Raw genomic sequence first — 14,807 nt, 5'->3', positions numbered from 1 at the left:
ATTAGAAATTATCTTCCAGTGTAAGCCACTTTTTGAAGCCGGAAGTCTTTGCTTTACTGATAATGATCCGCTCGGGTGCGGGAACGATCAGGTTGACCGCCAGGCGGCTGCCAAACCAATATTCGATATCGGCAATGGCATGACGGGAGATGATAAATTGCCGGTTGGCCCGGAAGAACTGTTGCTCGTCCAGGCGCTCGGTCAGTTGATCCAGCGTTTGTTCCACCGGATGCTCTTTGCCGTCGGTGGTGAAGGTGGTGACTTTCTCTTTGTTGGTGTAGAAATACAACGCGTCAGCTACCTGCACGGGATAGAACTTGTCTCCTTTTTTGATCAATAATACTTTCAGGATATGGCGTTCCTGTATGGTTTGGTTGGTTTGCCGGATATGTGCGTTGCGTTCGTCCTGGCTGAAGAGTTTCAGTTTGTTGAGTGCCCGCTCGAGCGAATCCGACGTGATGGGTTTTAACAGGTAGTCGATGCTGCTTACCTGGAAGGCCTGTAAGGCGTAATCATCATAGGCGGTTGTGAAGATCACCGGGGCTTTGACTTCTACCTGTTCGAAGATCTTGAACGCGCTACCGTCGGCCAGGTGGATATCCATAAAGATAATATCCGGCGTCCCCTCTTTATGAAAATAGGCGACAGACTCTTCGATGCTTTCCAGTTCGGCAATGACCTGTATGGGTGTGACCGGATTCTTTGACAAGAGCGATTTCAGGTTGTTTACTGCTGCCGTTTCATCTTCTATAATAATTGCATTCATGATTTCATCTGATTTTTCTGTAGTGGCAGGAATACCTTAAAATAGCCTTTGGTATTCGTTATGCGTATATCCTTTCCGGTGAGAAGCTGATAGCGTCCCCACAGGTTTTTCAATCCGACACCATTACTGTTTATTTCATCCACCCGAGGTTGTATGTTGTTGGATACGACCAATTCTTTCTCTGCAGTCGTGTAGATATCGACCTGTAAAGGGTATTGTTTGCTGATCACATTGTGCTTGACGGCGTTTTCGACAAGCGGCAAGATACTCAATATGGGGAGAAACATCAACAGGTAGTCCGTATCGACCTGCAAGGAAAAGAATAATTTCCCTTCATACCGCACCTCCAACAGATAGAGATAAGCCCGGACAAATTCCAACTCCTCATTTAGTTCCACCAACTCTTTCCGGTTGCTTTGCAGGATATACCGGAACACACCCGAAAGCTTATCGATATAAATTAATGTTTTTTCTTTTTCATCATTGCGGATCAACGAACTCAATCCATTCAGAGAGTTGAAGAAGAAATGCGGATTCACCTGTCCCATCAGGGCATTGTAGGAGGATTGGATGCTTTCGGTCTTCAACTTCTCATATTCCAAGGCGATCTGCTGACGACTATTCAACATACGAAGCAAAACCGTAATAAAGATCGCCGTGACCAGAATAAAAAGATGCTCGGTTATCAGCGGACGGGGATAAAACCGGGGTGGCGATATATACCTGTCGAAGAAGGGTGAACCTGCCGCTCCGGGCATGAAATCTTCTTCGATCAAAGGCGCCTTTCGTTGCCAGGGTGCAGGGCGTTCGCCGGGAACAAACTGCGACATAAAGAGATAAGAAGCCACCGGATACAATAATACCATGCCCAAGGCAACGACTACATTGACCCCGATGGCAAAAAGAAATACTTTATATTCTTTCCGCCGGAAGATCCGGTCTCCAAGCCGAAACATAAACATCAGTCCGGCAAACAGGATAAAAGCCAACAGGAAGAACCACCCCAACGAAAAGTAAAGGTAATAATCGACCGAGGGCAATAGCTCCTCAGGGAATCTCATATTCCCCCTCAGCCTGTCATAGATTCGCATCAATAAGCTGAAATTCACAAAAAGGCTCAGAAGCACCGACAGGATAAATCCGATAAATACATACCTTTTACCTGATAACTGCATAAACCATTCTTTTTGCCCTAAAAATACCTCCGCCTTCTCTTCCCCGAAAATATAATCGACGAATAAGGCAAAAACAACGGCAGATCACGAAAACCACCCTTTAGTACACGCAAACAGCATGATGGATAAATAAAGTGGGGAGCTTCGCGTAGGTGTCAGGGATTTATATACTTTTGTGGCGTATCAAATCACTATTATGGCAGGCATGACTAAAATTGCTGTAGTGAATCGGATGAGGTAATCCGGTTTCCGACACCTACTTCCTCTCTTGGTGTTGCTGGGATATGTACCGTTACTACATATATCCCCGTTTCTCTGTTTCTTTTTATATTTACCACCGGTACGCTTGCGTATCTTCTATTTATCTGTCTTATGGAAAATTGGAAAAAAGTTTTTGCGATTATATGGACGGGGCAGTTCCTGTCTGTTCTTACGAGTATTATTGTCAACTTCGCGGTGATCCTTTGGATCAGTATGGAGACGGGGTCGGCCGAGATGCTGGCTTGGGCGGCTATCGCGGCGATCTTGCCGCAGGCGTTGTTGGGACCGGTCACCGGGGTGTTTATCGACCGGTGGAACCGGAAAGCAATTATGATCCTTGCGGATAGTTTTATTGCTTTCTGCACCCTGATTCTGGCGGTTCTCTTCTGGCTGGAGGTGGCCGAGATGTGGCATATCTTTATCCTGTTGGCTTTCCGTTCGGTCGGTTCGGCCTTTCACATGCCGGCGATGCAGGCTTCGATCCCTTTGTTGGCTCCCGAAGATCAGCTGACGCGCATCGCGGGCATCAGCCAGATCATCAACTCGGTGGGCAGTATTGCCGGGCCGGCTTTGGGTGCGTTGTTTATCACGATCTGGGATATGCAATATGTGTTGTTACTCGATGTCGTGGGGGCGGTGATCGCCTGCACGAGCCTGTTGTTTGTTCATATCCCCAACCCCGAGCGGGCGGAAGCGGTGATCCCTAATGTCTTGCGCGAGATGAAAGAAGGCATCCAGGTGGTTTTGCAGAACCGGGGGCTGAGCTGGGTGTTTCTTTTCTCGATCTTGGTGATGCTCTTCCTTATGCCCGTCAGTGTGTTGTTCCCTTTGATGACCTTGGATCATTTTGGAGGTGATGCGTTTCAGGTCAGCCTGATCGAGGTGGTCTGGGGCGTTGGGGCGTTACTGGGTGGTGCGATTATGGGTGCCCGGGTGTATAAGGTGAACCGGGTGGTTCTGGTCAATGCGATGAATGTGGTGATCGGGCTGACGTTTCTACTCTCGGGTGTCTTGTCGCCGGAAGGCTTTGTCTTTTTTGCCGTATTGACAACGATCGCGGGCATCTGCGGATCGGTGTTCAACTCGGCATTCACCGGATTGGTGCAAACCTATATTCGTCCGGATGCGCTCGGAAGGGTCTTTTCGATGTTCTACACTTTGAACCTCTTGCCTTCGATGATCGGATTGATCGGTATCGGTTTCTTTGCCGACCAACTGGGTGTCGCCACCTCTTTTATTGTCTGCGGCGCCGTGATCATCGCCATCGGCCTGTTTGCCTTCTTTGTGCCCTCCGCCATGCGGATGGATCGGGGGTAGAATAAGTAACAAAAAAGTTAGTAACAAAAAAGTTAGTGCATCAAACTCAAGATTAAGGCGTATATTTGCTCCGTAATTTTTAATTCGTAATTCGTAATTGATCTAAATGGACCGTCGAATATTCCTCAAAAAAGCCTGTGGCGGCTTGCTTTTCCTGTCGGCTTCTTCGCTGATCGCTTGTGGCGATAAGAAGCATCTGCGTTTTGGAGTGATCACCGATTTGCATTATGCAGGCAAAGCGCCTCGCGGCACACGCTATTACAATCAGTCGATCGAGAAACTGCAAATGGCTTTGGATGTGTTTAAAAAGGCGGATCTCGATTTTATCATCGAACTGGGCGACCTCAAAGACCAGGACGATGAACCCCGGAAAGAAACCACACTGGCACATCTCGATGCGGTAGAGAATGTCTTTCAATCGTATCCCGGCCCCGTCTATCATGTCTTGGGCAATCACGATATGGACAGCATCTCCAAGACCGATTTCCTGAGCCATATCCACAATCATGGCCCGGCGGCTCATAAACCGTATTACGCTTTCGTCAACCAGGGCATCAAATTCATTGTTCTGGATGCCAATAACAATGAAGACGGCTCGGATTACGACAGTGGGAACTTCGATTGGAAGAAAGCCTATATCACCGCCCCGCAAAAGGAATGGCTCAAGGGGGAATTGACGGGACATACCTATCCGGTCATTGTATTTGTGCACCAGATGCTTGATTCATTCTCGGATATCAGCCCATTGCTTTGTGTGGCGAATGCCGAAGAGATTGTCGACCTGTTGGAAGAGAGCGGCAATGTCCTGGCTGTCTTCCAGGGACACCATCATCCGGGGCATTACAGCTTCCGTCGCGGCATCCATTACTGGACCATGCCCGGAGCCATTGAAGAAAGCCTGCCGGAGAACAATAGCTTCGCCATTGTCGATATTGATCAAGACCGGAATATCTATATCGACGGATACTATAACTGCCAGGATAAAGAACTGATCCGCGAATAGCCGTCAGAAGATGGGGAAAATCTACACATAAAAGTTTCTTCCCCCCTTCCACCTTTCACCCGGTTATCAGATCCCTGTATTGATCAGCGTTTTGGGTGAAGGCTTGGAGGAGGATGGAGGTTTCCCGAAAAAGGCCGCCGGAGTTTTGCAAAAGGCTGCCGGAGTTTTCTAAAAGGCCGGCAGGGTTTTGTAAAAGGCCGGCGGCCTTTTTCGGGAAGGTCTGTCGTTCTTTTAAATATTCCTCTATCTTTCACCCGAAAGGCTGATCAATACAGGGATCTGACAACCGGGTGAAAGGTGAAGACCGGGGTGAAAACAAAACATCGCACTTTGCTCGACAAAACATTGCACTTTCGGAAGACCTTTGAACGGTTAGGAATTAACGCCGCCGGGTGATCAAGCGGAAGAGCTCGCCAACCCACAAGACCAGGGAGGTCGAGCCGAGGATAATGCCCCAGTCGCGCCAGCTAAGCGGCACCACACTGAACATCTCCCCACCGAACGTAACAATCAGGTATTGTCCCACCAGAATAAACAGGGCAACCAACAGGAACGTCTTGCTTCCCGGCAGATTGGCGAAGGCAGAGGTTTTCTCCAGGAAGGCTTTCGCATTAAACATATTCCAGAACTGGAGCATGACAAAGAAGGTGAAGAACCAAGACAGGCGATAAGGATCAAGCCCTCCGTTCATCCGGAAATACACCAGGATACCGACAAGCACAGCCACGAAGAGTATGCCGACACTCAGGATCGTATAGGCCATTGGGGTGGTAATAATAAAGTCACCGCCTTTCCCACTCTTGCGCGGCCGGTCTTTCATCACCTTCTCATTCGGAGGCAGCGAAGCCAGGGCGGCAGCGGCAAAGGTATCCATGATCAGATTGACCCAAAGCATCTGGGTGATCGTCAGTGGCGACTCCGTGCCCAAGAGCGAACCCAGCAGTACGATCAGGCAGGCGGCCACGTTGATAGTCAACTGAAACAATAAGAACTTCTGGATATTCCGGTAGAGCGAGCGTCCCCACATCACCGCCCGGGTGATGCTGGCAAATGAATTGTCGAGGATCGTAATGTCACTGGCTTCCTTGGCCACGGAGGTACCGTCGCCCATCGACAAGCCCACCTGGGCTGCCTTCAATGCCGGCGCATCGTTCGTGCCGTCACCGGTGACTGCCACTACGGCGCCTTTCTTTTGCAAGAGTTGCACCAAGCGCTGTTTGTCGGTCGGACGGGCCCGGCACATAATGCGTAGATCCAATACCCGGTCCAGGGCTTCCGTATCACTCAATGCCGCAAAATCGACTCCGGTAATCAGGTTGCGCTCCGTAGCCTCTTCATCCCAGATACCGATCTGGCGACCGATCTCTTTGGCCGTTCCGGGCGTATCGCCGGTGACGATCTTGACATCAATCCCGGCTTCCAGGCATTGTTCGACCGCCGCCGGTACGTCTTGCCGTATAGGATCGGAGATGGCCACGATACCCAGAAACACCAGATCGGTATCCTGCAAGCGTCCGTCGACGAAGAAGGCCTGTTCCGTCCCCTCGTCGATAAGCTGATAGGCAAAACCCAGGGTGCGCATCGCCTGGTTCTGGTAGGCCAGCAGTTGGGATTCGATCTTGTCTTTACAGGTTTCGGTGGGCACCTTTACGCCATCGATTTCGACCTGACGACAGTGCCCCAACACGATCTCCGGCGCCCCCTTTACATATAATACTTTTTGCTTCAATAGCGGAGATTCAACGATCGTCGCCATATACTTCCGCTCCGTGGAGAATGTCAGTTGCTCGACAACGGAAGCTTCTTCGCGCAGTTCCAGGTAGTTCACGCCCTGACCGTTGAGCCACAACAAGAGGGCGGCTTCCGTCGGGTTACCGAAAGACTTGACCTTCTCCTCGGCATAATCCAGGAAAGCGGTCGAATTGGCGGATATACCTTCTTTGATCAGGTGGCTCAGGCGGTCGTCGCCCAGCGTCTGGGCAGGCAGATTGTAGAAATTCGTTTGGTGTACCTGCATCTGGTTTTGGGTCAGCGTCCCCGTCTTATCCGTACAGATCACCGTGGCGGCACCCATCGTTTCGCAGGCGTGCATCTTGCGCACCAGGTTATTGGTCTTCAACATCCGGTTCATACTCAACGCCAAGCTCAGGGTGACGCTCATCGGCAGGCCTTCGGGCACGGAGACCACGATCAGTGTGACCGCGATCATAAAGATATTCAGGATATCGCCCACCAACTCCATCACGGGCACGCCTTGTGAAGCCAGTAATAACTTCGTGAGCAGAGCGACGAAAGTAAGTCCCGCCACCGTGTAGCCGGCTTTGCTGATCACGCCCGCCAATCCTTTCAACTGGATCTGTAGCGGCGTTTCGATCTGGTTATCGATCTGGGAACCTTCGTAAACTTTGCCATAATCCGTGGCATCGCCCACGCGGTCGACCTCAATGATGCCATGACCGTCGACGATCGTCGTTCCCCGCATCAGCATATTGGAGGGGTAAGTCGCTTCATCGTCAAAGTCCGCTTCGTCAGTCGTCTTGGAGATGATAGGCTCCCCCGTCAGGGTCGACTCATTCACCTCGAGCGAGACCGCCTCCAACAGATGGCCGTCGGCCGGGATCTCATCGCCTGTCTCAAGCACCACAATATCACCCTTAACAATCTCTTTCTTTGGAATCTGCGAGATGTTTCCGCCACGGATCACTTTGACGGATACATCATCATTGACCGTATTCAGGATATCAAACGCCCGGTTGGCCTTGGCTTCGAAAGCAAAGCCCACTCCGGTAGCCAACAGGATAGCAAAAAAGATCCCGATCGGTTCCAGGAAAGCCTTAAACCCGGACGCATCCGGTCCCCAGCAATGCACGCCGGCGATAACCATAGAAAGCAACCAGGCCACCAATAGGATCCGGATGATCGGATCGTTGAATTTCTCAAAGAATTGAGTCCATAAAGAAATCTTCTTCGGAGGGGTTAGTAAATTATCACCATAAAGACGTCTGTTTTCTTCTACCTGTTCCTTTGTCAACCCCTCATAAAGATGTTTCTTTTCCATATACCTAATTGTTTTATCGGGACAAAAATACGTAAACTTACTGCATTCACCCAAACTTTCGGGCAATACAATCTGATCATATAACAGTTGGGAAACAGATTTGCTTATTTAATCTGTATTTTCTTCACTTGTCGCAGAATCCGCCCGTCCGAAGTCAATCCTTCGAGTACGACGGAATAGGTGGTAGGGAAGTCGGAGGCATAAAAGTCAAAGGCTGCCTCTCCTTCTTCGGAAAGAATGATATCGGGCTTCCAATAGAGGGTGGTCCGATAGTCGGGATTAGTCAGATGCCGGGCTTCTTTCGTCTCATAGCGAGGCGCATAAAACTCTGCCGGCCGCTGATAACCCAGAGGAGTGTACAGGCTGTAATTATATTTCTCCCTGTCGCTTGCGCCTTTCCGGGTAGTAATACTAATGGCTCCACCCATACCGAGCATGCCAAAGATAGCCGCTCCGCCGTCGCGGGTAATATCAATACTCTCGACCTCGCGGACGGAGATCATCTCCAAAGGGGAATCGGCTTGGGTCTGCATAGTCTCAGGCCATCGGTAAAGTGTACCGTCAATAAAGACAAGAGGGGGTGTGGGCTTGAATGTGGGGGGGACAATCTCTACAAAGCCATTACCAGAGACTCGTACACCGGGCAGTTTACGAATCAGATCGGTAACGAACATGGGATGCGAATCTTCAAAGTCTTCCCGGCGTACGGTGATCTCAGCGCCTAAGTTCTGCCAGTGCTGCAGCCGGGCTTCTTCCCGTTTCCTTTGATAGCGGGAAGCGGTTATCAAGACCTCATTCAAATGAATGACTCGCATATCATCGTCGTATTGCGCACGCTGTTCGGCCTTTGTGATAAATAGATCTTCGGTTGATTCTTTGGCTCTAATTGCTTCCACCACCGGACTTTGCGGTGCATGAACCAATGCCGGATAGGATTCCAGCTCCAGATCGAGGTGAATCCAACTACTTCCCCGCTTACCCAATGCTTGAATAAAGTAAGTCGTGCTGTCGGGATACTCAAAACCCTGAAACCGGAAACGGCCTTTCTCGTCAGTAAAAGCCGAGCCATAGTTGCCATCGACCACCACGGAGATATGGCTGTCGGCCAAAGGTTTGGAGCGCATCAGGCTTGCCGCTTTTCCGGAGATCTCTTGCGTGGTCTGGAAAGGGATCTGCGGGTAAGCCGGATTCCCTTTGAGCGTTTGCGGCACATCATACCTTCGCCAGCCGTGCGTCAGCATCAGATAGTCCAGCGCCGTAGCCGCATACAGATCATCCTGCAGATAATAAGCCGGGTTTTCGATATATCCACGCAATTCGGAAGAGAGTAACAGGCTCGACAGAATGGTTGTCGCAGTATCAATTGCCAGGTCTTGGTCGTCCGTAATGGCTACCGACAGATGACCGGTCAATGGATTCCCTTCAATATCCGTTACAGAGAGGGAGGCAAGGATATTCTCCCGTGTTTCATACACCTCTTTATCGGTTTGCAACACCGTTTGGGTGCCATCATTATGTTTACTGAATACCAACCGTTCGCTCAACGGATTCATTTGTCCGTCGAAGAGTATAAACTGGATCACACCGGCGGGAAGTTGCTCTTCCGTGAATGTCAGGACCTCTTTATTCACATCCCAAGCAGAATAATAGAGCAGCAAGCCACGACAGTGCACAAATAGATAACAAGGGATGTCCGGACTCTGCTTTGCCTTTTGCACTCCGACCTGTAGTTTGCCGTTTCGCCACACGGCAGTCAACGCGTACGCCTGAGGATGGGCGACGGGCAATTCAAACGACTTCTCCATTCCGTGGGTATTGCTGCACTTCAGAAAATAACGCTTCCCTTCTACCGGGATATAACTGAATGCACCCATTCCGGCATGTAGTGTTTGAGCGGATAAGATCTCCACCCCGTCTTCGTCTACCAAGTGGCCCGAGATCATTTCCGGATAGCCGTTTTTATTCAATGTCTTAAACGCGACCTTGCAGGGTACGCCCGCCAACAGGTTGCCCCCTTCGGGGAAAAAAGAGACATCGTACTCCTCTTCCTGCTTTTCGGCTTTTTCTTTCTGCCGGGTTGGGGCAGGTTCTGTAACCGAGGATAATAGGTTAGCGATACGGATATTCTTCTTGAAGAAATAGTCATCACCCAGATTCTCCATATACCGGGTGTAAGCGCGAAGTGTATAATCCCCTTCCGGAATCAATTCCGAAAGAAAGAGGTGCCCATATAACAGTCCCTCATCCGTGGGTCGGATCATCACCCGGTTGACCAGCGAATCGCACGCATCGATCAACTCCACATACACATAACGACTGAAGGTTGCGTACTGATGGGTAGCGGCATCCGCAACGTATGCTTTGAACCAGATTCTTTCACCGGGTACATACAGATCCCTGTCGGTATGCAAATGGATCTTTTCCTGCGGATAAGTAATCAACTGAGACATCAGGCTCTCTTCCGCTTGCTGAAAAGAGGTATTTGTTTCCATCTGCCCCAATAACAGGTGCGGAAACAACACACAAAGTGATATGAGCCGGAGAATGTATTTCATTTGTCTACAAATATAAATAAACTCCCGACATAAACTTAAACTTTTCAACAAATACAATGTTATATTTATAACAAGAGAGGTGATGAATAGTTTCAAGATTCCCTCATTGCCCCAATCACTTTTACGGGGGAAGGGAAACGATTGCAAAACGTCAAATAAAAGGTATTATGAAAAGGTTAAAGTCTATGTTCTTCTTGGTTTCTATTCTATTGATCGGAGTTGTTCAACCGACGATGGCACAAAGCAAACAAGAGAAAAAAGAACAAAAGCAAAAGGAAGTAAAGGAACTACTGGAAAGTGGATATTATACGATAGAAGTGGAACGGGCGTTGCCCTTGAATGGGACGCCGGTCAACCTGACCTCGTCGTATACACTGGAAATGCGCGGAGATTCCGTGATCTCTCATCTGCCCTATTTCGGAAGGGCTTACAATATCCCGTATGGAGGTGGCGACGGCTTACGCTTTGCCAAATCCCTAACCGATAAAAATATCACGTTCGATGATAAAGGCACGGCGGATATCCGATTCGAAGTCCGGACGGATGAAGATAAATTCACTTATACGGTCAAGGTCTTCAATGACGGTTCGGCAACCATCTTCGTGCAACCGGTCAATCGGCAGAGCATTACTTTTCAAGGAAATCTGGAACTGTGATTCTAATGATTAAATGATTTACTATGAGTCTGCATATACAATATACTCGGGTTCATAGTAAATCATTTAATCATTAGAATCAAAGTTCAGACTTTCCTTGAGAAGTATCCCTTTCTTGTAAGCGTCGATTGACTTTGGCGGTAAACTCATGGTTCTTAAGTCCCCAGTCCGGTGCGATCAGTAGTTCTTTCGGCGACTGGGAGACAAAGCGTTCGACTACGATGGAAGGGTTCAATCGTTCCAGGAAATCGATAACCAATTCAACATAGTCATCGGCAGTGAACAAGGTGAAATGTTCGGGATATTCTTCATATTCTTTCCCCATGCGGGTCTGGCGGATCAGTTGCAACTGATGGAGCTTCAGTGTCGTCAGGGGCAGTTTGGATAAGACATCCGCGTGGTGCAGGATCTCTTCCCGGCTCTCTCCCGGCAATCCCAGGATAATATGCGCTCCGGTATAGATGCCGTTCGATGCGGTTCGGACAATCGCATTCCGGGCCTCTTCCCAACTATGTCCCCGGTTGATCCGTTCAAGGGTGACATCCGATGTGGTCTCCACCCCGTATTCCACCAGGATAAAAACATCACGGGAACGTTCCGTCAGGTACTGCAGTAAGTTATCCGGCATACAGTCGGGCCGGGTCCCGATAATCAACCCGACGACACCCGGAAAGGCCAGAGCTTCTTCATACTTTTGTTTTAGGATTTCCAGTTCACCATAGGTATTCGTGTAGGCCTGGAAATAGGCCAGGTATCTCATCTCCGGGTATTTGCGGGAGAAGAAAGCGACACCCTCTTCGAGTTGTTGGCTGACCGACTTCTCTGTCCGGCAATACTCCGGACTAAAGGTCTGGTTGTTGCAATACGTGCAACCGCCCCAGCCCTTCGTCCCGTCCCGGTTGGGACAGGTGAAACCGGCGTTAATAGAGATCTTCTGCACCTTAAAAGGAAACACCCCTTTCAGAAAATCCCCGAAATCGTTATAGCGTTTCATATTCAATTACGAATTACGAATTAAAAATTACGAATTAATTAGTCAATTACGAAGTAGCTATCTCATTCGTAATTCGTAATTTTTAATTCGTAATTGACTCTCTCAGTTCCTCCTTCAGGAAGCCAGCCGTAAAGCCGACTCCGCTTTTGACCAGTTCTTCGGGAGTTCCGGCAAAGAGCAGTTGTCCGCCGCGCCGGCCGCCTTCGGGTCCCATATCGATCAGGTAATCGGCGCTTTTGATCACATCCAGATTATGCTCAATGACAATGATGGTATTTCCTTTTTCCACCAAGCGGTCAAGGACACCCAACAACACCCGTATATCTTCGAAGTGAAGCCCTGTCGTCGGTTCATCCAACACATACAAGGTTTTGCCCGTATCTTTCTTGGCCAGTTCCGTGGCCAGCTTCACCCGCTGGCTCTCTCCGCCGGATAAGGTCGTCGAAGGCTGGCCCAGTTTGATATATCCCAAACCGACATCCTGCAATACCTTGATCTTGGAAAGTATATGGGGTACATTCTCAAAGAACTCAACGGCCATATTGATGGTCATATCCAATACATCCGCGATAGATTTCCCCCGGAAGCGCACTTCCAACGTCTCCCGGTTATATCGTTTACCGTGGCATTCCTCGCAGGGTGCCAATACATCGGGCAAGAAATTCATTTCGATAGTCTTATAGCCATTCCCTTTGCAGGTCTCACAGCGTCCGCCCGATACATTGAAAGAGAAACGTCCGGGTTTATACCCCCGCACTTTGGATTCCGGCAGTTCGACAAACAGATTCCGGATATCGGAGAAGACACCGGTATACGTCGCCGGATTACTCCGCGGCGAGCGCCCGATCGGCGACTGATCCACATTGACAATCTTATCCACGTGTTCAATCCCCTCTATGGATCGGTAAGGCAACGGATCCTCCAAGGAACGATAGAAGTGTTGCGACAGGATCGGCTGCAACGTATGATTGATTAATGTCGATTTGCCGCTACCCGATACGCCGGTCACACAGATCAATGTGCCCAACGGGAAAGTTACATCCACGTTTTGCAGGTTATTGCCCGAAGCGCCTTTCAAGACGATCTGCTTGCCGTTCCCTTTCCTTCGTTCGGCGGGAATAGCGATCTCCCTTTTGCCGTTCAGGAATTCCGAGGTCAAGGTATCCACCTTCAACATCTGCTCGGGCGTTCCTTCAAACACCACTTCTCCACCTTTTCGCCCGGCCATCGGCCCCATATCGACCACATAGTCGGCACTGAGCATCATATCTTTATCGTGTTCCACCACAACCACCGAGTTGCCCGTGTCGCGTAATTGTTTCAATGAATTGATCAGACGTACATTGTCCCGTTGATGTAATCCGATACTCGGTTCATCCAGGATATACAAGACATTCACCAACTGGCTGCCGATCTGTGTGGCCAAACGGATCCGTTGGCTTTCTCCGCCGGAGAGCGTCGCCGAAGCCCGGCTAAGCGAGAGATAATCCAATCCGACATCCAACAGGAAACTCAAACGGGAACGGATCTCTTTCAGGATCTCTACGGCAATCTGTTTTTGCTTGGTATCCAGTTGATCGTCGATCCCCTGCAGCCAGGCATAGAGTTCCGAGATATCCATTGCCGCCAGTTCCGCGATATTCTTTCCGGCGATCCGGTAGTGTAACGCTTCTTTATTCAGCCGTTGCCCTTTACATTCCGGGCAGGTATTCATCTTGATAAACTGGCCGGCCCATTTCTGTGCCGTCGCGGAGGCGTCGCTATCCTGTTGCATCATAATGTATTTGGCTACCCCTTCATAACTCAGGAAATAGTTCGTGCCTCCGATAGCCTCATTCTTGATCTGCAAACGCTCATCCGTTCCGTTCATGATCTCGTCGATCGCATCTTCCGGGATATCTTTTATCGGTGTCTTGATGGTCACACCGTGTTTCTCACAAAGCGCTTCGATCTGCCAGAAGATAAGCGCATTCCGGTACTTACCCAAGGCGGCGATCCCTCCATGGTAAATACTCAGGGAAGGATCGGGCACGATCTTTTCCATATCCAGGATATTGACTTGTCCCAACCCCTTACATTTGGGGCAGGCGCCCTGCGGAGAGTTGAAAGAGAAGTTATGGGGTGCCGGTTCGCTATACGAGAGTCCGGTCTCCGGGTCCATCAGGCGGCGGCTGTAGTGGCGCACTTCTCCGACTTCGCCATCCAGGATCATGATCAAACCATCGCCCTGCTTCATCGCGACCTTCAGGCTTTCTTTCAGGCGTCGTTCATCCGTGCGGGCGACTTTCAGTTTATCGATCACCACCTCTACGCTGTGCATCTTGTAGCGGTCGAGCTTCATCCCGTGATAGATCTCCTTGATCTCGCCGTCGACTCGCACATTCAGGTATCCTTTCTTGCGAAGCTGTTCGAACAGTTCTTTATAATGTCCTTTACGGTTACGCACGACCGGCGCCAGGAGGTAGATCTTTTCTCCTTCGTATTCATCCAGAATCAACTGTAAGACTTTCTCTTCGGTATATTTCACCATCTTCTCCCCGGTCAGATACGAATACGCCTCACCCGCCCGGGCATACAACAAACGGAAGAAGTCGTAGACTTCCGTCGTAGTACCCACCGTCGAACGCGGATTGCGGTTGGTCGTTTTCTGTTCAATGGAGATAACTGGGCTTAAGCCGGTGATCTTATCCACATCCGGACGTTCCATATTGCCCAGGAAATGACGGGCATAGGCCGAGAAGGTCTCGATATACCGCCGTTGCCCCTCGGCGAATATCGTATCGAAAGCCAATGAAGACTTCCCACTTCCACTCATGCCCGTAATCACAGTCAGTTTGTTCCGGGGAATAACGACATCTATATTTTTCAGATTATGCACCCGGGCGCCCAACACGATAATCCGGCCACCCTCGATATTTTCTTTTTCTGTTTCTCTATTCATTGTTCTTTAAAACTATCTACTAAACCCACTATCTTAGCTCCTCGCCTGACCAGGCGAGGGGACCATCTCCCCTTAAGCTCT

At 49.7% G+C, this 14,807-nt stretch carries 9 protein-coding genes; 3 read left to right on the top strand and 6 right to left on the bottom strand.

Going from position 1 to position 14,807, the window contains the following annotated elements; translation table 11 throughout:
* Position 1: 1 nt before the first annotated feature.
* The gene (locus tag M2133_RS03805) at positions 2 to 766 is read right to left on the bottom strand and encodes a LytTR family DNA-binding domain-containing protein (RefSeq protein ID WP_277464634.1); all 765 of its coding nucleotides are present in this window, start codon (positions 764 to 766) and stop codon (positions 2 to 4) included.
* Positions 763 to 1,941, bottom strand: coding sequence for a histidine kinase (locus M2133_RS03800; protein ID WP_277464633.1), 1,179 nt, complete (start codon positions 1,939 to 1,941; stop codon positions 763 to 765). The genes M2133_RS03805 and M2133_RS03800 overlap by 4 nt, the downstream gene beginning before the upstream one ends.
* A 372-nt stretch (positions 1,942 to 2,313) precedes the next feature.
* On the opposite strand from M2133_RS03800, the gene M2133_RS03795 reads away from it, so the two are divergent.
* Complete coding sequence (locus M2133_RS03795; RefSeq protein WP_277464632.1) at positions 2,314 to 3,519, top strand: MFS transporter; 1,206 nt, start codon at positions 2,314 to 2,316, stop codon at positions 3,517 to 3,519.
* A gap of 106 nt (positions 3,520 to 3,625) precedes the next feature.
* On the top strand, positions 3,626 to 4,522 hold the full coding sequence (locus M2133_RS03790) for a metallophosphoesterase (protein ID WP_277464631.1): 897 nt from the start codon (positions 3,626 to 3,628) through the stop codon (positions 4,520 to 4,522).
* Between the two features lie 379 nt (positions 4,523 to 4,901).
* On the opposite strand, the gene M2133_RS03785 is transcribed toward M2133_RS03790, so the two are convergent.
* Positions 4,902 to 7,580, bottom strand: coding sequence for a calcium-translocating P-type ATPase, PMCA-type (locus M2133_RS03785; RefSeq protein WP_277464630.1), 2,679 nt, complete (start codon positions 7,578 to 7,580; stop codon positions 4,902 to 4,904).
* Positions 7,581 to 7,684: 104 nt separating this feature from the next.
* Positions 7,685 to 10,135, bottom strand: a complete 2,451-nt coding sequence (locus M2133_RS03780; RefSeq protein ID WP_277464629.1) for a TonB-dependent receptor plug domain-containing protein — start codon at positions 10,133 to 10,135, stop codon at positions 7,685 to 7,687.
* A 167-nt stretch (positions 10,136 to 10,302) separates the two neighbouring features.
* On the opposite strand from M2133_RS03780, the gene M2133_RS03775 reads away from it, so the two are divergent.
* Positions 10,303 to 10,791, top strand: a complete 489-nt coding sequence (locus tag M2133_RS03775; protein WP_277464628.1) for a DUF4251 domain-containing protein — start codon at positions 10,303 to 10,305, stop codon at positions 10,789 to 10,791.
* Positions 10,792 to 10,870: 79 nt separating this feature from the next.
* Here the strand turns inward: M2133_RS03775 and M2133_RS03770 are convergent, their stop codons facing one another.
* Both M2133_RS03770 and uvrA read right to left on the bottom strand, forming a co-directional pair.
* Positions 10,871 to 11,785, bottom strand: a complete 915-nt coding sequence (locus M2133_RS03770; protein WP_277464627.1) for a TIGR01212 family radical SAM protein — start codon at positions 11,783 to 11,785, stop codon at positions 10,871 to 10,873.
* Between the two features lie 82 nt (positions 11,786 to 11,867).
* Positions 11,868 to 14,726: an excinuclease ABC subunit UvrA gene (uvrA, locus tag M2133_RS03765; RefSeq protein WP_277464626.1), complete on the bottom strand. Its 2,859-nt coding sequence runs from the start codon at positions 14,724 to 14,726 to the stop codon at positions 11,868 to 11,870.
* Between the last annotated feature and the right edge of the window lie 81 nt (positions 14,727 to 14,807).

The organism is Parabacteroides sp. PF5-6 (assembly GCF_029504695.1).
Classification (GTDB): Bacteria; Bacteroidota; Bacteroidia; order Bacteroidales; family Tannerellaceae; genus QVMG01.
This window is presented reverse-complemented; position numbering and strand designations above follow the sequence as displayed.